Source organism: Pandoraea sputorum (assembly GCF_000814845.2).
Classification (GTDB): Bacteria; Pseudomonadota; Gammaproteobacteria; order Burkholderiales; family Burkholderiaceae; genus Pandoraea; species Pandoraea sputorum.
The window spans coordinates 490982-510229 of the sequence record NZ_CP010431.2 but is presented as its reverse complement, the minus strand read 5'-3'; the positions used below and the strand labels follow the sequence as shown (position 1 = coordinate 510229).

Below are 19248 nucleotides of genomic sequence, written 5' to 3'. Positions count from 1 at the left end.
TCAGGCCGCCTTTCGGGCAGATGCGGCGCCCAGACCCCGGGCATACCACCCGGCCGCGAGCAGAATCATCACGCCGCCCAGCCACTGCGTTGGATGCAGCACGATGCCGAACGCCAGGAAGTCCACCGCCACGGCCACCACGGGGTAGACGAAGCCGAACACCGCCAGACTCGACGTCGATGCCTTCTGAAACGCCCCGTAGAGCAACAAATACATGAACGTCGTGTGGAATAGGCCCAGCGTGACGATGGCGCCGACCTCACGCGGTGCAGACGGCAAATGCTGGAAGTCCGCCATCCAGACGAAAACGACCGCACCGATGACCATATGCAGCGCGGCGATGATCTCGGGACGAATCGTCCCGGCCAGCTTCTTCGTGAAAAGCGTGGTCGCGGCGTAGAGCGACGCAGCAGCCAGCGCACTCGCCACGCCGATCAGATAACCCGCGCCATGCACGCCACCGGGCTCGGCCAGGATCACCAGCCCGGCGAACGCCACACCCAGACAGCCCAGCGTGGCCAGCGACGGCCGCTCGCGCGTGACGATCACACTGGCGAGCACCAGCAGGAACGGCTGAACGTTGTAGACGACAGTCGTAATACCGACCGAGGTCAGCCGGTAGGCCGTGAACAGGAAATACCAGTTCGAGACGAGCGTGATGGCCCCGAGCGTCACATTCACCACTTGCCAGCGAGTCATTCGGAACCCGCGCCAGTAACCGCGAAGCGCACACCAGCCGCACAGGCTGAGCGCACCGATCAGGCAGCGGAAGAACACCACATTGAGCGCCGGCTGGCCCGACATAAGCACGAAGTAACCGATCGTGCCGGAGATCACCATTGCGGCAATCATCAGCAAACGCCCAAGGCGTTCGTCGGCTTGCGGGTTCGGCATGGCGGAAGATGGCACCGGGGCGGGGGGCGAAGCTTGGCTCATCGGGGGACGACTTCTCTTGTTTCGACGCGTTATCGCTGTGATTTTGACTCGATTATTGCGCGTCTTGTTGTGAATTCGATTAACAGCACCGAGGGTCGGACTTCCGCGGCCCAAACGAAACACGCGCTCGTCCGGCGACTATCGCCATAGAGCGCGTGGATTTCACGGGCCGGAGCCCGGCACATCGATCGGATTGCCAGTGATATCAGGCTGCGCAGGTGCAGGAGTTCGCTTCACGCGCCGCCCGACGGCCAGCCAGCCACTTGCGAAGCAGGCGCATCACCGGAAAGCGACGCGAGACTTCGCGCTCCAGCTGAGCCTCGGCGGGCGTATCCGCAGACACCCAGTAGCGGCGCCCCGGCTCGACGGCCATACGCTGCCCCGGCGTGAGCCAGTAATCGCGCGGATCGCCGGCACGCGTCACCCAGACCGACGAGCCACGTGCGACGAGCGTATGCTCATGATGCAGATCGAGCGTGACCACTTCGCCCGGGCGAAGACCGTAGAAGTACTGAACCTTTGTCAAATTGTTTTGCATTTTACGACCCCCACTCAGTGCGAGACAATGACTGAATCATAGGGACTGGCAGGCGCCGCACCAAACGACATATTTTCACGGCCTTGCGAATAGAGCTCACATGGACCTTCGGAGACTTCCCAACCTAAGCGCCTTGCGCGCCTTCGAGGCGGCTGCCCGCCTGGAGAGCTTTTCCCGTGCGGCGGAAGAATTGTTCGTCACGCACGGCGCAATCAGCCATCAGATTCGTGCGCTGGAGCAGGAGCTGGGCACCACGCTTTTCACCCGCAACGGCAAGCGCATCAGCATCACGCTCGCGGGGCGTCAGTACGCAGCGTCGATCCGCGCCGCCCTCACCGACATTGCGCAGGCCACACGCAAGCTGCAAGCGGGCACGCGCAGCGAGCGGCGTCTGGTGCTCACCACCATGCCGTCGTTTGCCAGCCGCTGGCTCACGCCGCGCATCGGCCGCTTCATCGACCGCCATCCGGAACTGGAAGTGGAGTTGCGATGCAGCGCGCAGTTGACCGATTTCGAGCGCGACGACGTCGACGTCGCCCTTCGTATGGGCAAGGGCAACTGGCCGGGGCTGCACATCGAGAAGGTGCTCGACGACGTCTTTTTCCCCGCGTGCAGTCCGTCCTATAACGGTGGCAGGCTGCCGCAGACCGCCGACGAATTTCGCCACAGTACGTTGCTGCGCTCGCAAGATGAGCCGTGGGCCCCATGGTTCGCGTCCGCAGGCTTCGACATCCCCGAGCCGATGCAAGGGATGATGTACGAGGATTCCGGCATGCTCTCGCAGGCCGCTATCGTCGGTCAGGGGGTGGCGCTGGTGCGTCGTTCGCTCGCGGTGGGCGACATCATGGCGGGACGCCTCGTGCGGCTGTCCGACGTCGATACGCCTTGCGAATGGGATTACTTCTTCGTGTGTCCGCTGGCCGCGCTGGAGACGAAACGCGTACAGGCGTTCAGAACGTGGTTTCTGGAGGAAGTGGCGGCGTTCGAGCTGGTCAAGGACACGCGGCAGCGTCCGACCAAGCCGAGCCGTGCTGCGCTGGCGGCCGGGATGGCCGCGACGGCGGGGGAGATGGCGACTGACGCGCAACTGGGTCTCGACCCCGCGAAGTTGCCCGACGACGGGGCACCGACGCACGCCTGATCGATCCGGAGATCGGAAGACGCGCGCCTCACGCCATCACAGGCAATCTCAGGCACGCGTCGGTACTACGTCGCTTACAGCACCACCTTCACCATCGGATGGGACGTCAGCTTGCGGTAAATGTCATCGAGGTGCGCCTGCGAATGCGCGCGCACCGTCACGGTCAGACCGAGATACTTACCCGTGCTGGACGGACGCATTTCCACGGTCGCCGCGTCGAACTGCGCATCGAACTCGCGCAGCAATTCCACGATGGCCTGCGCGAAGCCATCCTGCGCATGCCCCATCACCTTGATGGGGAAGTCGCACGGAAACTCGATCAGGCTCTTCTTCTCTTCCGTCATAGTGCCTCCTTGGCGCGTTGATACGCCGCATAAAGCGCGCGGAAGACGGGGCCCGGTTTGCCGTCGCCCACCGGCTTGCCGTCGAGCGTAACCACGGCAAGCACTTCCTTCGTGGCAGACGTAATCAGCAGTTCGTCGGCGTCGCGCACTTCCGCTTCGCTCACCGCACGCTCCTCGAAGGCGATACCGCATTCCTGCGCGAACGACTCCAGCGCGCCGTAGCGAATGCCTTCGAGAATCCGATTATCGCGCTGCGGCGCGGCCATTGCACCGTGCTTGATCACCCACACGTTGCTCGACGACGCTTCCGTCAGCAGCCCGTCGCGGAACTGGATCGTCTCCTGCACCTCGTGATCGGCCGCGTATTGCGCCATCAGCACGTTGCCCAGCAGCGACGTCGACTTGATGTGGCAGTTCAGCCAGCGACGGTCTTCATGCGTGACCGCGCCGACGCCCTGCTCCACCTTCTCGCGGCTCGGCAGCGTAAGCGGCGTGGCGATGCCGAACACCGTCGGCGTGATGTCCTTCGGGAACGTGTGCTGACGCGGCGCGACACCGCGCGTGACCTGCACGTAGACGCTGTGCGGATCGGCCGCACACGTGGCCGACAGACGCGCGAACAGGGCTTCCCATTCGGCACGCGTGTACGGGTTCGCGATGCGGATTTCCGCGAGACTGCGCTCCAGGCGGTCGAGATGCTGCGCAAGACGGAACGGCTTGCCGTGATAGACCGGCACGACTTCGTAGATCCCGTCCCCGAAGAGGAAACCTCGGTCGAGGACGGAAATCTTCGCATCGGCAAGCGCAATCAGTTCGCCATTGAGCCAGACGGTGGGGTTGTTCATGATGCGAATGGCTTCCCGATTACTTCTTCACGAACATCAGACGCAGGGCGTCCCATGCACGGCCGATGAAGCTGGCCTGCGCCACGTCGGCCAGCGCCACGACCGGGAATTCGGCCAGTTGCTTGCCATCTGCCATGACCTTGACGGTGCCGACCTGCGCGCCGTTGGCGATCGGTGCGATCAGCGGCTCGCGCAGTTCGAGCTGCGGCTTGATCTTGTCGGCGGTGCCCTTCGGCACAGTGATGAAGGTGTCCTTCTTCACGCCGATCTTCAGCTCGCTGTCCTTGCCCTTCCAGACCTTAGGCGTGGCCACGACCTGATTCGCGCCGTACACGCGCAACGTGTCGAAGTTCTGATAACCGTAGTTCAGCGCGGAGAGACTGTCCTGCACGCGCGCGCGTTCGGTCGGCTCACCCACGACCACCGACAACACACGACGATTCACGCCCGGCGCGCCCGGCAGCGGACGCGAGGCCGTCGACACGAGGCAGTAGCCCGCTTCCTTGGTGTGGCCGGTCTTCAGGCCATCGACCGTCGGGTCGAGCGACAGCAGACGGTTGCGGTTCGGCTGGCGGATGTTGTTGTACGTGAAGCTCTTCTCCGAGTAAATCTTGTAGTACTCGGGGAAGTCCTGAATCATGTGCGTCGACAACGTGGCGATGTCGGCGACCGTCGTGTAGTGCTGCGGGTCGGTCAGACCGTCGACGTTCGTGTAGTGGGTGTTCTTCAGACCCATACGCTGCGCGGCGCGGTTCATCAGCTCGACGAAGCCCGGCTGCGAGCCACCGACGAGTTCGGCCAGCGCGATGGAGGCGTCGTTACCCGACTGAATGATCATGCCCGAGACCAGATCGCGCACCGAGACCGGCTTGCCGGCTTCGATGAACATGCGCGATTCGTCACGACCCACCTTGCGAACCGACTCGCCCGGAATGACGGTCTGATCCATCGAGATGCGCTTGTCGCGAAGGGCTTCGAAGACCAGATACGTCGTCATGATCTTCGTGAGCGATGCCGGCTCCACGCGGGCATCCGGGTCACCGGCGGCGAGCACCTGACCGCTGGTGACGTCGACGATGGTCCACGCCTTGGCCGACATCGGCGGCGGCGGGATCTGTTGAGCACGAGCGGGAAGCGTAGCAAGCGAGCCACAAGCGACAATCGCCGCGGCGGCGGCGGCACGGGACAGCGAAGCGTTGAATTTCATTGGCGATGAGAAAAACGAAGTGAGCGAAGCAAAACTCAGAGGCATCTGCGCTTGAAGGCACCGTGCAACCCACGCTTTGGCGAGCGCGGCACGGCGAAGAAGACGGCGGCACCGGAGCGCCGGAGCCATGCCGTTCGGGGAAATAGACCCGACACGGCACGACAAGGTTCAGAGGCGAATTATACCCGTCGCCATCCGACGTCCCCAGCGAAGCGGGTCGCTGTCAGACGAAACGCCCCGAAATTCGGGCCAGATGTATCAATGACGCCACGCATCGACCACGATCTGTTTCAGCAGCGGTAACAGGCCGTGGAAAAAGTGTTCGCCACCGGGGATTACCACGACGGGCAAGGTTTGCGGACGCGCCCAGTCCAGCACCGATTGCAACGGCACCGTATCGTCCTTTTCGCCGTGGATGACGAGTGTGTCGGCCGGCACGGTCGCCACGTCCCAGTTGCTCGCGGCCGTGCCGACGAACACCAGACGTTGGGCAGGCGTACCTGCGGCTTCGAGTGCCTTGGCTACGTGTGACAGCACGAACGTGCCGAACGAGAATCCGGCCAGTGCGAGCGGTTGCGTTTCCCACCCCGGTTGCTGACGCATCCAGGCGATGACGGCCATCAGGTCGTCGCGCTCGCCGATGCCCTTGTCGTGTTCGCCTTCGCTCTTGCCCACGCCACGGAAGTTCGGACGCACCACGGCGTAACCGAGCTGGACGAAAGCACGCGCGAGCGTCTGCGCCACCTTGTTGTCGAGCGAGCCGCCGAACAACGGATGCGGGTGCGCGACGAGGGTGATGCCGCGCAGATTTTCCGGCCCACCGGCCGGGCGGTCGATAGCGATTTCGATGGCGCCGACCGGGCCGTCGATGGTGAAGCGTTCAGTCTGAGCGTTCATGAGCGAAGTAGGTCTGGAGTGCGAAGCCGCCGCAGGCGTCGACATGGCATGTCGACCACGCGGTCGATCAGTCGATCAGTCGATCAACAGGCGCTCGACGATCTCGCCTTGCGCCAGGTGCTTCTCGACGATTTCGTCGATATCGGTCTCGTCGATGTACGTGTACCAGGTCCCTTCGGGATAGATCACGACGACCGGCCCCAGCTCGCAACGATCCAGGCATCCGGCCTTGTTCACACGCACCTGACCGGGACCGGCCAGACCGAGTTGCTTGACCTTCTTCTTGGCGTACTCCTGCATCGACTGCGCATTGCAGTTCGCGCACGACGGACGGTCGGCGCCTGCTTCGCGCTGGTTGAGACAGAAGAACACGTGATGCTTGTAGTACTGCGACTGGGTGGTGGCCATGTCGGTGCTTTTATGTGGGGGAATTGGCAACGTAACGACGTGTTGCGGGCATTCTAACCGACCTGCTCAGGCATTGCGGACGGCCCCGGCGGGCGCACTCAACGCCCTGCACCGACGAAATGAGGAAATGCAGATTCCGGGACACCCGGACACTGATCAGCGAAGACGCCGTTGCACCGCCATGAACAAGGCGCAGAAGGCAGCCAGACATGCGAAGCCGAAGAACACGTTCACACACGAGAGCACCAGCGCCTGTTGCGACGCGAGATTGCCCACCCACGCCGATGCCATGTGTGCTGCCGTCGTCGCATCGACACTCGCACCGAAGGTCTGCTGCGCCTGCGAGACGGCCGCGTTGTAGGCGGGGTTGAGCGGCGTCATCGCGGGCGTCAGCTGATGCATGAAGACGGCCTGACGATCCTGCATCAGCACGGCCATGACGGACACTGACATCGAACTCACCAACTGACGCACGATGTTCTTCGTCTGATAGCCATGCTGGAAGACGTACTCGTCCATGCCGCGAAACGTCAGTTCGGCAATCGGAATCATGGCGAACACACCGCCAAGACCGCTCAGCACCATCGGCAGAATCAGCCACTGACTCGACACACCCTGATAGCTCTGCGACAGCAAGAACGCGTAACCGAGCAGGCACAGATAGCCGAGCAGCACGAACGGTTTGAGCTGCACGAACTTGGGGCGCGCCATCGTGTAGATCACGGCCACGACGAGACTCGTCACCGACGCCACCGCTTGCAGATACCCCGTGTGCTCGACGCTCCAGTTCAGTCCCTGCTGCATGTAAATCGGGAACAGGTAAGACGTCGAATACGAGAAGAAGTAATACACCGCATACCCGCCCAGCCCGAGCACATACACGGGGTTGCGCACGAGCACGCGAAAGTCGATCAGCGGCTTGTGATGCGAATACTGATGCCACATGTAGCCAATGGCGCAGATCGCCCCGACCAGACAGAGTTCAAGCAGATGCAGCGGGTTGGAGAAGAAGTCGAAGCGCGAGCGCTGCATCATCACTTCGACGAACAGCACGCCCGCCGCGAAGAACACAATGCCGCGCATTTCGAATTCGCCTTCGTCACGCAGCCGTTCGCGAAAATCCGGAATGACGAGCCACGACGCCAGTGCCCCGGCGAGCGCGATCGGCACCATGACGAGAAATACCGACGACCACATGAAATGATCGACGAGATAGCTCGCGAGCAACGGCGCAGAGATCTGCGCGCCGAAGAAGCCGTAAGTGAAGAACAACAACGCCCGCAGCCGCAATTCGGGCGCGAAGCACAGGTTGATCAGAATGCGGCTCGCCGTGAACAGCGATCCCGCCCCCAGTCCGAGCACGAAGCGCGCCACGGCAAGCTCCACCGGGTTGTGCGCCATGCCGCACAGCCATGCACCGAACGCCATGAGCGTGAGCGCACCGGTCAGAAAACCGCGATAACCCAGACGCGACGCGAGCCAGCGTTGTTTGAGAATGACAAGAATGCCAGCGACAGCGTAAAGCGTAGAGACGAAGGCGTACTCTTCCGGGGCAGCACCGACGCCGCCAGCGATATGCGACGACGCGAACACGAACATGCCGTTCTCCAGCATCTCGATGCCGGTGGCCGCCGCGATCACAGCCATCAGCACGCGCTGCCGTGTCTTATGCGCAAACACCAATCCCCAGGTACTCATCTTCGCTCCCCAATGAAAACCGCCCGGGATCTGCCTGTAGATGCCGGGCGGTCGTGACGCACCCAGTGTCAGTGCGCCTTACATGAGAGTTTAGGAGTCGAGGACGGCCTCACCAATGGGCAGACGGCCAATACGCTATTTCCATTTTGGAAACAATGACGCGGAAAAATCGACCGCAAACGCTTACCGGACGGGCCTTGACGGGCATTTCACCCTTTTGGCGGGGGCATCGACGCGCCCTCGAAAAAATGCCGGATTCCCTGGCGTGCGTTGGCGTCAGTCCGGCCTGCCGCCGCGACGCGCCGGACCGCGATGGCTCGGATCGAACATCGCCAGCAGGTAGATCAGCACGAGATACGGCCATGTCCACGCGAGCCAGCGCGCGAGCACGTTGAAGTGCACGTACTGCCCCTGACGCCACGACTGAAGCGCCGCCTCGTAATAGGGATTCGCAGGCAGAAGATTGACGAAAACGAGCAGGACGACCAGCGCCGCCAGCGCAACGGCGCCCCGCAGAAAACGCGGCCCGCGCCCGGCGACGATCAGCACGAGCGAGCCGACGACCAATCCGTAAATCGCGCCTGCCGTCACCCAGTCGAACGCCTGCGCGGGCGAGAACTGCCACGCCGCCGCAATGGCCTTGATCGCGAAAGCGCTGATGAACATCGCGCACAGCAGCGGCACGCGCGGTGCCGTGCGTCGCATGGCCAACGTCGCGAGCAACCCTGCGAGAATCGTGCCGCTCGCGGTCACGACCGTCTCCCACAGGGCGTGGCTCGCGACGGCATCCAGCGCCGACAGATAGTCCTGCAATTCCCCGAGCTTCGGCACCCAGTCGAGGACCAGATCGGTGATATCCGGGTCCTGCCAGAGCCAGATTTGCCGGACAAGGTCACCGTCGCCGAAAAGAAACTGCTGCGGATACGCCTGCGCCCACGGCCACAGCGCCAACAACACGAGCAGCAGACTCGCATGACGCTCGAACCACGCAAAGCGCAAATGACGAAGCCATCCGCGATCGAGCAACGGGCTGGTGAGCGGCACGGCCATTGCACCGCCAATGAGCGCGCCCAGCGCATTCGTCGCGAGATCGACATTCGACGCCACGCGCGTGGGCAGGTACGTCTGCAACGCCTCCATCCCACACGAGAGCAGCGTGCCCAGCACGAAAGCCGCGATCACCGCGCGCGTGCCGCGCCATGCCGGATGCAACGCCCATACGGTCAGCACACCCAGCGGGATGTAGCCCAGCACGTTGGTGACGACATCGAACATCGTCATCCAGCGGGGCAGCGGCGCGAACAGGTAGTCGAACGGCCCGACCGCCGCCCGCTGAAACTCAAACGGGTAGAGGCTGGCGTAGGCCATCAGCAGAATCAGGCACAGCAACGCCTGACGCGTAAGCGGAGAAGCGCGTCGTTGCCAGGGTTTGACTTCGTGCTCGGGCATCGGCGAGACGACCCGCTATCGCGACGGCGCCGAAGCGCTCACCGACGACGAACCTGCGGAAGACGCGGCGGGCAACGCCCGCGACTGCGCAGGGGCACGCGTTGTTGCCGAAGGTGCCGGTACACGTCCGGCGAGCCACTGGATCAACTGCTTCTGCACCGCATCGCTGGCGGTGGCCAGCGCACGCGCGCCACCGGCGGCATCCGCCGAGCCGGCGGGCGCCTGAGAGCGCAATGTCGTCTGCGCGAGCAGCTTCGGCCCGTCGAACAACGTCGCGCGGACCTGCACCACACCATGACTGGCGGACGTACTGTCGAAGTACTGCGCGAACTCTTCAAGCTCGACACGCAGTGCGGGGGCGGCCGCCGGGTCGCCTGCGGCGAGCACCGCACGATCGACGGATAGCGCCGCACGCAGACGATCGCCAAAGAGCCGTGCGGGCGACGCAAGCCAGCGGCTATTGGCATACACGCGTGCCTGATCGCCTTCGCTGGCGGGCAAACGGTAATAGATCAGGTCCGAGTCGAGCCAGCTCGGCGCGTTGACCACGACCTTGAGCGGCGACAGTTGCTGCGCACCGGCAGCCGCGACATCCGAGGCGGGGGCGTTGGCACCGGCGGCACCGGCTGCACCGGCTGCACCGTTCGCACCGGCCGCAGCCGACGCAGGCATTGTCGGCGGCCCCAGATCGAAGCGCGCAAGTGCACCCGACGGCGCCGGCGCGGCGCATCCGGCGACCAACACCACAGTCCCGAGCACGGCCCCAAGACCGAACAGCCACGTGGCGAGGCGACCCTTACCGTTATTCATCTCGATATCCCCTTGCATGACGGTGTCGCGCATCATTGACCTGCCCCGGCCCCACGCGGCCACGCGAAACCGGCCTCACCTGGCCCCGGCGGAGGCGGCGACGTGCCGAAGAGCAATGCGCGCGGATTGCGATTGATCGTCTCTGCGGCTTGCCCCACCGCCTGCGACGTGAAGCGAAGATCGTCCGACAGACGATTCAGACGCGGCAGCGCTTCCTGTTGCAGCGAACCTTCGAACGTCTGCATCGTGCCCTGGAACGCGGCAAGACTTGATGCCGCCTGATCCGCCGCCCGCCCCACGCTATCCAGATTACGCACCAGCGGTCCCTGCGGATCGGTCAGTTGGTTCGTCAGGCGATGCGCGCCAGCGAGCGTGCCGTTCAATTCGCGCACGGTTTCCGGCAGTTGCTTCGTGACCGGTTCGAGTTGTGTCGCCACACGGCTCACGCTCTGGGCGGCGGTCTTCACGCTATTGATCGAATCGACGATCGCCTGCCGATTCTCGGGGTCTAGCAACTTGTTGACCGACGACGTCGCTTCCTCAAGCTGGTGCACGAGGTTGTTGCCACGCCGCTGAAGCTCGTCGACGAAACTCGGACGCAAACGCAATTGCGCGACCTGTGTCTCGGATGACGGTAGCAGCGTGCGGTCATGGCCATCGTCATCGAGTTGCACGAAGGCCAGCCCCGTCACGCCCTGATAACTCAGCGTGGCGAACGTCGACTTGGTCATCGGCGTGCCTTCGTTCACGAGAATGCGAATCAGGATCTGGCCCGGCGTGCGGGGATCGAACTTGATCGACTCGACTTTGCCGACGCCCAGACCGCGATAGCGCACGGCCGACTCCGGATTGAGGCCCGTCACGTTGGTCCGCGAGACCAGGTCGTAGGGCACACGGACGCGGTTGTCGCGATTGAACCAGTACACCGCAGCAGCAACGGCGGCGAGCAATACCAGTGTGAAGAGGCCCGCCATGAAAGCGTGCGATTTATTTTCCATCGTCGAGTAACTCCGAAATCTTGGCGCGCCGTGCCGCAGGCAAAGCCAGCAACGCGCGTCTGCCGCGCTCACCGAGGAAGAAGCTGTGAATGAATGGGTGATCGACACGCACCACGTCTTCGACCGGTGCGTTCACGAGTACCTTGCGATCGGCCAGCACCGCCACACGGGTCGCCAGCATCATCACCGTGTCGAGATCGTGGGTGACCATCACGACCGTCAGGCCGAGCGAGCGATGCAGGCCGCGCACCATGTCCACAAACTCGTCCGATGCCTGCGGGTCGAGCCCGGCCGTCGGTTCGTCGAGGAACAGCAGCTCCGGCTCCAGTGCGATGGCGCGCGCAATGCCAACACGTTTGATCATGCCGCCCGACAATTCCGACGGCATGCGATTGGCCATGCGCCCCGACAACCCGACCATCTCCAGCTTGTACATCACCACATCGCGAATCAGGTCTTCCGAAAGCGTATGCAGCTCGCGCAGCGGTTGCGCAATGTTGTCGAACACCGTCATCGCGGAGAACAGTGCGCCGCGCTGAAACAACATGCCCGAACGACGACGCAGCAAATGGGCCGTGCGCCGGTCGATCATCGTGATGTCATGTCCGAAGATACTGATATGCCCGCTGGTTGGCCCTTCGAGACCGATGATCTGCCGTATCAGCGTGGTCTTGCCGGACCCCGACCCGCCGACGAGCGCAATGATCTCGCTTTGACGCACGGTGAGATCCAGATGTTCGTGAATCGTGTGCGTGCCGTAGCGTTTCGTGAGATTGCGTACCTCGATGACCGGCTCGGCTTCGCCCGGCAACGTCGACGACACCGGCGGGCATCCGGCCGACGCGCCGAACAGCACATCGCTCTGGGCCTGCGGCGACGAGACCGCAGCGGTGTTGGCAGGGGCGCGCACGATAGGTTCGCTCATCAGCCGATCCCCACGTTGCGGAAGAGGATGGCGAACACGGCATCCGCCAGAATCACCACGGTGATCGACGTGACGACCGACTGTGTCGTGCCCTCGCCAAGGCTCTGCGTGTTAGGTTTGACGCGCATGCCGAAGTGACACGCCACCAGCGCAATCAGCATGCCGAAGACGACGCCCTTCCCCAGACCGATCCACAAGTTCGCGATACGAACGGCGTTGGGCAGCGTAGTGAAGAAATAATGCAGTCCGATGCCGAGTTCGTACTTCGCTGCGATGGCGCCGCCGAGCAGAGCGACGATGTTCGTCCACATCACGAGCAATGGCATGGCAATGGCCAGCGCAATGACCTTCGGCAGCACGAGTCGCAAACCGTGCGGGATGTCCATCACGCGCATGGCATCCAGTTCTTCGGTCACGCGCATCACACCCAGTTGCGCCGTGATCGCCGATCCCGAGCGCCCCGCGACGAGAATCGCGGAAAGCACTGGCCCCAGTTCCCGGATCACCGACAGGCCGAGAATGTTCACGATAAACGTACTTGCCCCATACAACTTCAGTTGCTGGGCAGACAAATAGGACAGAACGATGCCGATCAGGAACGCGACCATCGCAGTAATGCCGAGCGCCTTCGCTCCGGCACTGTAGATGTTCGCTGACATTTCCAGCCAGGGCGCGCGCGACGGATGGCGAACGACACGGCCGAGGTCGATCACGAATCGACCGAACATCGAGATGCCGTCGCGCAGATGCTCGCCCAGCGTGAACAGCGAATAGCCCAGTTGGCTGACGGGATCGACGCGACGCTTTGGCACCGGACTCTGACGCGTGCGGTCGAATTCTGCGAGGTGATCGAACAGCGCGCGCTGCGTGGCGGTCAACGCGATACGCTGAGGGTACTTGCGTTGCCAGTAACGCCAAAGGGCTTGCGCGCCCACGTGATCGAGGCGCTCCACACAAGTGAGGTCCCAGGCCAGCTCGCCGTTAGGCAATGCACGCACCAGCCCGATGAGCGTCTTCTTGCGCTGAGATAGCGCCAACGCCGTCCACAGACCGCGCAGCATGACCACCGGGCCTTGCGCGGAGGTGGTCAGCTCGAGAGTGGGTACGGCATCGAGGTTCAAAACTGGGGATCTCCTGACAACAAACTCGCCGAAATCCGGCGTGGATCCAGCAAAATGCGCGGCAAAACGCGGTCATTGTACGGTACAGGCGCGGCAATATGATGGCAACCCGGTGGCGACTGAAAACCCGCCGGAATTGTCCGATGCGCGCCTCGGATGATGCCGAAATACGGTCTTCGGCGCAGGACAGACCGGCGCGGCGCCAACCTCGCCGCTACAATAGCAGCCATGAATAACGCCGCACCTTCTTCGCCTCACGATCCGCTCGACGCCACGGCCACCGGTTCCCCGGAAAGCCGCTCTGGCACGGGTGCAACGTCCGCCCACGACACCGCCGCGCGCCAGCTCGACGGCGAGCGCGTTCGTTCGCGTCTGGCGGCGGTTTGCCGTGACTGGCAGATCGAAGTCGTCGACACCACAGGCTCCACCAATCTCGACCTGCTCGCGCGCCTTCGTGAAGACACATCGTGTGCGCCGATCGTTCGCGCCGCCATGCAACAGACCGCCGGTCGAGGCCAACGCGGGCGCGCATGGCAAAGTTTGCCGGGCGACAGCCTGACGTTCTCGCTGGCGTATGTAATGACCGGTGGTCCGGCACAACTGGCCGGCTTGTCGCTGGCAACAGGCGTCGCGGTCGTGGAGGGATTGTCGGATTTGCCGATATCCGCACCGCAGGCGCTCGGCCTTAAATGGCCCAACGACGTCCTGCTGCGTGGCGGCAAGCTCGCGGGCATTCTGATTGAGACGGTCCCGGCAGGGCCGGGACGCATCGGCGTCGTCATCGGCATTGGCGTCAATCTTCGTCATGCGGGCGATGTGGCGACGCGCATCGACAGCGCGGCTGTTCAGAGCGCAACGGCGGCTTCACCCAGCGCCGCCACTCAAGCGGTCCCTGCCACCCCGCCCGCTGCACTCGAATCGATCCTCGTAGATCCGGATATGTCGTCGGTCCTCGTCGCCCTGGTTCAGCGACTCGCAGCCATGCTCGCGCGTTTCGACACGCAGCGCTTCGACGCGTTCCGCGAAGACTGGGAAGCGATGCATGCCTACGGCGGGTCGTCGATTCGTGTGATCGAACACGGACGCGACGTGTTGCACGGCGTCGCACTCGGCGTCGATTCGCAGGGCTGCCTGCGTGTCGCGACGACCGAAGGCGAGCGCAAGATCGCCAGCGGCGAAGTCTCGGTGCGGTTGCTCGATCCGCCTACCGCAACAACGCTCCCCGGAACGCAGGGAGGTCGCTGATGTCCGCGCCCCGAAAAGCATCGTCAGCATCGCCGATATCCGAAAGCATGCGCGGCGCGAACGGCATGCCTGCCGCATCGAACGGTAGCGTCAATGGCAGTGCCGCCCCCTGGCTGTTGGTCGACGCCGGGAACAGTCGCATCAAATGGGCATTGGCACCGGCTGTGCGACCCGCACACTGGCGTGCCGCCTCGCCGTCTTTTCTCGCCAGCGGCGCGGTAGATCACGCCGAATGGCGTACGCTAGCCACACAAATTCGTGCAGGCTGGTCGGCACTGGCAGCAGATACGTCTGCGACGTCAGACACCGAAGACACCGGGAGCCAAACCGGCGGTCGACACTTCGCGCCCAACGCTGCACCGCTCGCCATCGGGCAGGGCGGGCAACACGACGGATTCATCTGCCCGGCCCCCACCGGCGTCTGGCTCACCAATGTCGCGGGTGAAGCCGCCGAACAAGCCGTGCGCATGACCTTGCAGACGCTGTGGGGCATGGCGTCGTCCGACTGGCTTCAGGTGCTGCGCGCGAGCGACGCACGGGCGGGCGTGCGCAACGGCTATCACACGCCTTCGCAGCTCGGCAGCGACCGCTGGGCCAGCCTTATCGGTGCACACGCCGCATGGCCGGGCGAACACCTCCTGATCGTGACACTGGGTACCGCCACAACCATCGAAGCGTTGCGCGGCGACGGCGACTATCTCGGCGGGCTGATCGCCCCGGGCCCCGCGTTGATGCTGCAATCACTCGCGCAAGGTACCGCGCAGTTGCCCACACTCGACGCCACGATGCCTTCGGGTGGTCAGGCATTCGCACGCAGCACGACCGAGGCTATTCTTCGCGGATGTGCGGCCGCTCAGGCCGGTCTCGTCGAACGCAGCTACGCACAGCTCGAAGCACAGCTCGGCGCCCCCGTGCGCTGCGTGCTTTCCGGGGGTGCGCGTCATGCACTCGCACAAACGCTCGCACTGCCCTTTACAGAGCACGATCAGCTCGTGCCAGCAGGGCTCTATGAAGTCGCGTTAGACGCGACTAAATCGTCGGCGGCAAGAGCCACCGAGCCCCATACCCCGGCAGACGCGTCACGCGATGCCGGACAAGCACGAGGAGGCGTCTGAGATGTTGCGCGCGTTGTTGCTCGTCATGTTTCTCGCGGCAAACGCAGCATTTGCGGCCGTGCAACTGGGCTGGCTGAAATGGCGTGACGTGCTGCCGGAAGCCGGCCGCGAACCGGCCCGCGTAAAGGCGCAACTCGACCCCGAGCACATCCGGCTGACGGGTGCGGACATCAGTGGCGGGACGCCGGTACGCGCGTCGTCGGTGGCGGCCGAAGCGCCGGGCAACGCAAGCGGAAATGCCGCGTCTCGTGACGCCGCCGCATCATCGGCAACTGCAACGGTAGCGACTCAGGCGGTGGCTGCCGCTGCGCCAGGCGTCGTCGCGAGCGATGCCAGCGCGGCTCAGGCGGCCGCGGTCGCCGCAACGTCTTCCTGCCTCGATATCGGTCCGTTTGCCGCAAACGATGCGCAACAGGCGCGCGGCCTGCTGCTCGCCGCGCTGCCTGCCGGTCAGGGCGACATTCAGTCTGTCGCCGTCGACAAACGCTACTGGGTGCATCTCGACCCGGTGCCGAACAAGGCGGCTGCGGACAAACAGGTCGCGCAATTGCGCTCGGCAGGCGTGACCGAATACTTCCTGCTCAACGACGAGGGTTCGAATATCGTCGTCTCGCTTGGGCTGTTCAACGACAAAGATCGCGCGACGCGTCTGATGGCGACCGCGCAAAAGAAAGGCCTGACGCCGCAATTGAGCGAAAGGCCGAATGCCAAGAGCCGGATCATCTATCGCATTGCCGGTATCAATGCGAACGCCGCCACGCAGGTGCGTGGCGTGGTCACGCAGCAGTGGTCGGCACAACTGGTGAAAGCATGCCCGGCGCCGGCGGGGAGTCCGCCCGCCGGTGTGCATTAGCACGCCTGCGCGCAAATCTACGGTCACTCGCGCAAAGCGGCGAGGGTAGGCACGCGCGGTGGCGAACGCCTCGCACCTCGCGCAGGCACTTCGCCCCGCCCGCCTTTCATCAACTCGTCAGCTCACTCGCTTCAAGTCAACGACAGCCCGCACAACGCCGGTTTGCGTGCCACGCGCGTTCTTGACGACGGGCGACACCCACGGGGCAAGACCGGTGGCTTCCGGGGCATCGACGAGGCCCAGTGCCTTAAGGACGGCTACCGCTGCGGTGTAGAGCGCACGCATGTTGCCGTCGACCACCTTGATGGCGATGCCCAGACCAGCGGAGCGAACACCGATGGTCTGTACACCGTCCGCGCCGATTTTCGCCACCCAGTCGCCCGGCGCCATGCGCATGAAGGCGAGGTCGTTGCGTGCGGTACCCGACACCATCTCCGGCTGCTGCGTCATCGCGTCGAATAGGGTCGAGAGCGCCGCGTCGTCACTTACCGCGAGACGCGCGTACGCCGCTGCCAGCTTGTCGAGCGGCAACGCGTAGTTCGGCGCGGAACAACCGTCGATACCCAGTGGTAGCGCATCGCCCGAAACACCGACAACGTCGCCCACACGTGCGCGAATGCGCTGCTGCAACGGGTGCGAAGGATCGAGATAGGTGTCGAGAGGTAAACCGTGTTGCGCGCAGTACGCGAGAAAGCCCGCATGCTTGCCCGAGCAGTTATGGTGCAACGGCGTCGGCTTCAGATCGGCCGGTGCGCGCTTGCCTGTGGCGGAATAGAACGTCGGTACGTGGCATCCGCACTGCAAGTGATGTTCGTCGCACCCGGCTTTGCTCAGCAGACTTTTCACGCCGTCAACGTGAAACGACTCGCCGGAATGGCTCGCGCACAGCAGAGCAAGCTCAGGTTGCGTCAGACCGAAGTGCGGCACACCGTCGCCTTCCACGAAGGGTAGTGCCTGAAATGGCTTAAGCGTGGAGCGCGAAAACGTGAGGAACGACGGATCGCCTGCGGCATAGCGCAAGCGCCCCTGCGCGTCGACCACAGCCACCGAACCATAATGGATGCACTCGACAGTATCGACACCGTTGGCGCCGCGTGTAACTTCAACGAGAGGAGCGACACTCATGATTGAGCCCGCACTTTCTTGAGCAGCGACGTCGTCGAGCGCTGATGTTCGAACGGAATGGCCACTGCCTTGCCGCCCCAGCCGCGCACCAGCGCAGACTCCGGCAGCTTGTCCATGTCGTAATCGCCCCCCTTCACCAGAATGTCGGGCCGCACCGCGGCAATCAGCGCTTCGGGCGTCGTTTCACCGAACGTCACCACATAGTCGACGCTTCGCAACGCCGCGAGCAAGGCCGCACGATCGTTTTCGTTGTTGATGGGGCGATCGTCGCCCTTACCGAGGGTGCGCACCGAAGCGTCCGTATTCACGCCTACGATCAGACATCCGCCAAGCGCACGTGCTTGCGCCAGATAGGTCACATGACCGCGATGCAGAATGTCGAAGACGCCGTTGGTGAACACCAATGGGCGCGGCAGCGTCGGCGCCAACGCAGCAAGCGCTTCGCGTGAGAGGATCTTGGCCTCGAAATCGGCCGGAGGAATGACTTGGGGAGTTGACATGACGTTCGATCGAAGTGGACGCGCTGTTCGCAAAGATGGCCGCTATTGTCCCACGAGCCTCACCGCCCCAAACAAAAAAGGGGCCGAAGCCCCTTTCTTGTTGATACCGCGAAGTCTGCCTGCGTTTTGGATTACGCAGATGCCGCGACGGCCGGTGCCGGTGCGGTCACGGCCGCGAGGCGGACGGTGATTTCCTTGCGGTAACGATTCAGGTCCTGCGCCGTCGCGAACGTGCGCTCGAACAGCAGCGACATGTTGTGCAAAATGCGCTCGACCACCTTCTTTTCCCAGCTGTCGTCGAACTTGATTTGCTCGTCGAGCCAGTGTTCGAGCCATTCCGGCTCCGGCAGACGCGACTGCACCGTATCGTTCGGGAACAGTTCCTTGTTCACGTGCAGATTGGTCGGGTGCAGCGGCTTTTCGGTGCGACGCGCCGCAGCCATCAACACGCCGATCTTCGCGAACGCAGCACGTGCGTTGTCGCCGAAGGTCGTCATGGCTTTCTTCATGTAGCGCAGATAAGCGCCGCCATGACGCGCTTCGTCGCGCGAAATGACTTCGTAGATGTGCTTGATGACCGGCTCGGTGTGCCATTCGGCAGCACGGCGATACCAGTGGTTCAGGCGGATTTCGCCGCAGAAGTGCAGCATCAGCGTTTCGAGCGGCGGCGCCGGATCGAACGGGAAACGCACAGCGTGCAGCTCGGCTTCGGTCGGCACGAGTTCCGGGCGGAAGCGGCGCAGGTACTCCATGAGCACCAGCGAGTGCTTCTGCTCTTCGAAGAACCACACGCTCATGAATGCGGAGAAATCGCTGTCGTCACGATTGTCGCGCAGGAACATCTCGGTGGCCGGCAGCGCCGCCCATTCCGTGATGGCATTCATCTTGATGGTGCGCGCCTGATCGTCGGTGAGTTGGCTTGCGTCGAATTTGTCCCACGGAATGTCCTTCTCCATGTTCCAACGCACTGCCTCCAGCGACTTGTACAGTTCGGGATACAGCATTTCGGTCATTTCAATTACCCCCAAGGTCGCGAGACCTTACACCAGGACTCAAGATAGTATTGTGAAAGTTTACGCCGAATTTCGACAGA

Annotated in this window: 20 protein-coding genes; 4 read left to right on the top strand and 16 right to left on the bottom strand. The window is 63.5% G+C overall.

Annotated features, from left to right (window positions below):
* Both NA29_RS02295 and NA29_RS02290 read right to left on the bottom strand, forming a co-directional pair.
* Positions 1-936: a DMT family transporter gene (locus tag NA29_RS02295; protein ID WP_084103397.1), complete on the bottom strand. Its 936-nt coding sequence runs from the start codon at positions 934-936 to the stop codon at positions 1-3.
* 205 nt (positions 937-1141) lie between these two features.
* Entirely contained in the window at positions 1142-1474 is a 333-nt protein-coding gene (locus NA29_RS02290) for a DUF2917 domain-containing protein (RefSeq protein ID WP_052252452.1), read from the bottom strand.
* 100 nt (positions 1475-1574) lie between these two features.
* Here NA29_RS02290 and NA29_RS02285 point away from each other — a divergent pair, with 100 nt between their 5' ends.
* Complete coding sequence (locus NA29_RS02285; RefSeq protein WP_039395306.1) at positions 1575-2615, top strand: transcriptional regulator GcvA; 1041 nt, start codon at positions 1575-1577, stop codon at positions 2613-2615.
* Positions 2616-2689: 74 nt separating this feature from the next.
* Here NA29_RS02285 and NA29_RS02280 read toward each other — a convergent pair whose 3' ends face one another.
* From NA29_RS02280 to NA29_RS02230, 11 genes are all read right to left on the bottom strand, one after another.
* On the bottom strand, positions 2690-2959 hold the full coding sequence (locus NA29_RS02280; protein ID WP_039395303.1) for an HP0495 family protein: 270 nt from the start codon (positions 2957-2959) through the stop codon (positions 2690-2692).
* The gene (locus NA29_RS02275; protein WP_039395300.1) at positions 2956-3804 is read right to left on the bottom strand and encodes a D-amino acid aminotransferase; all 849 of its coding nucleotides are present in this window, start codon (positions 3802-3804) and stop codon (positions 2956-2958) included. Before NA29_RS02275 ends, NA29_RS02280 begins: the two co-directional genes overlap by 4 nt.
* 19 nt (positions 3805-3823) lie before the next feature.
* Positions 3824-5140, bottom strand: coding sequence for a D-alanyl-D-alanine carboxypeptidase family protein (locus NA29_RS02270; protein ID WP_072633175.1), 1317 nt, complete (start codon positions 5138-5140; stop codon positions 3824-3826).
* Positions 5141-5269: 129 nt separating this feature from the next.
* Positions 5270-5908 carry an alpha/beta hydrolase gene (locus NA29_RS02265; protein WP_039395294.1) on the bottom strand — a complete coding sequence of 213 codons (639 nt, stop codon included), beginning with the start codon at positions 5906-5908 and terminating at the stop codon, positions 5270-5272.
* Between the two features lie 75 nt (positions 5909-5983).
* The gene (locus NA29_RS02260) at positions 5984-6316 is read right to left on the bottom strand and encodes a (2Fe-2S) ferredoxin domain-containing protein (RefSeq protein WP_039395291.1); all 333 of its coding nucleotides are present in this window, start codon (positions 6314-6316) and stop codon (positions 5984-5986) included.
* Between the two features lie 156 nt (positions 6317-6472).
* Positions 6473-8014: an MFS transporter gene (locus tag NA29_RS02255; protein WP_084103395.1), complete on the bottom strand. Its 1542-nt coding sequence runs from the start codon at positions 8012-8014 to the stop codon at positions 6473-6475.
* A gap of 276 nt (positions 8015-8290) precedes the next feature.
* The gene (locus tag NA29_RS02250; protein WP_039395285.1) at positions 8291-9463 is read right to left on the bottom strand and encodes a VanZ family protein; all 1173 of its coding nucleotides are present in this window, start codon (positions 9461-9463) and stop codon (positions 8291-8293) included.
* 15 nt (positions 9464-9478) lie between these two features.
* Entirely contained in the window at positions 9479-10273 is a 795-nt protein-coding gene (locus tag NA29_RS02245) for an ABC-type transport auxiliary lipoprotein family protein (protein ID WP_095178511.1), read from the bottom strand.
* A gap of 32 nt (positions 10274-10305) precedes the next feature.
* Positions 10306-11271, bottom strand: a complete 966-nt coding sequence (locus NA29_RS02240) for an MlaD family protein (RefSeq protein WP_039395282.1) — start codon at positions 11269-11271, stop codon at positions 10306-10308.
* Positions 11261-12196, bottom strand: a complete 936-nt coding sequence (locus NA29_RS02235; protein ID WP_224786739.1) for an ABC transporter ATP-binding protein — start codon at positions 12194-12196, stop codon at positions 11261-11263. Before NA29_RS02235 ends, NA29_RS02240 begins: the two co-directional genes overlap by 11 nt.
* Positions 12196-13317 carry an MlaE family ABC transporter permease gene (locus NA29_RS02230; protein ID WP_039395278.1) on the bottom strand — a complete coding sequence of 374 codons (1122 nt, stop codon included), beginning with the start codon at positions 13315-13317 and terminating at the stop codon, positions 12196-12198. The genes NA29_RS02235 and NA29_RS02230 overlap by 1 nt, the downstream gene beginning before the upstream one ends.
* Positions 13318-13545: 228 nt before the next feature.
* Between NA29_RS02230 and NA29_RS02225 the strand changes: the two genes are divergently transcribed.
* The 3 genes from NA29_RS02225 to NA29_RS02215 are packed head-to-tail and all read left to right on the top strand — an operon-like array spanning position 13546 to position 16530.
* Complete coding sequence (locus NA29_RS02225; protein WP_052252450.1) at positions 13546-14562, top strand: biotin--[acetyl-CoA-carboxylase] ligase; 1017 nt, start codon at positions 13546-13548, stop codon at positions 14560-14562.
* Positions 14563-14609: 47 nt separating this feature from the next.
* Positions 14610-15677 (top strand): type III pantothenate kinase, encoded by a 1068-nt coding sequence (locus NA29_RS02220; RefSeq protein WP_052252449.1) that lies wholly within the window; start codon positions 14610-14612, stop codon positions 15675-15677.
* Positions 15649-16530, top strand: coding sequence for an SPOR domain-containing protein (locus tag NA29_RS02215; RefSeq protein ID WP_084103389.1), 882 nt, complete (start codon positions 15649-15651; stop codon positions 16528-16530). The genes NA29_RS02220 and NA29_RS02215 overlap by 29 nt, the downstream gene beginning before the upstream one ends.
* A gap of 117 nt (positions 16531-16647) precedes the next feature.
* On the opposite strand, the gene NA29_RS02210 is transcribed toward NA29_RS02215, so the two are convergent.
* From NA29_RS02210 to NA29_RS02200, 3 genes are all read right to left on the bottom strand, one after another.
* The gene (locus NA29_RS02210; protein WP_039395272.1) at positions 16648-17655 is read right to left on the bottom strand and encodes an asparaginase; all 1008 of its coding nucleotides are present in this window, start codon (positions 17653-17655) and stop codon (positions 16648-16650) included.
* Positions 17652-18155, bottom strand: coding sequence for a D-glycero-beta-D-manno-heptose 1-phosphate adenylyltransferase (gene rfaE2, locus NA29_RS02205; RefSeq protein WP_039395269.1), 504 nt, complete (start codon positions 18153-18155; stop codon positions 17652-17654). The genes NA29_RS02210 and rfaE2 overlap by 4 nt, the downstream gene beginning before the upstream one ends.
* 131 nt (positions 18156-18286) lie before the next feature.
* Positions 18287-19159 (bottom strand): ferritin family protein, encoded by an 873-nt coding sequence (locus tag NA29_RS02200; protein ID WP_174555920.1) that lies wholly within the window; start codon positions 19157-19159, stop codon positions 18287-18289.
* Between the last annotated feature and the right edge of the window lie 89 nt (positions 19160-19248).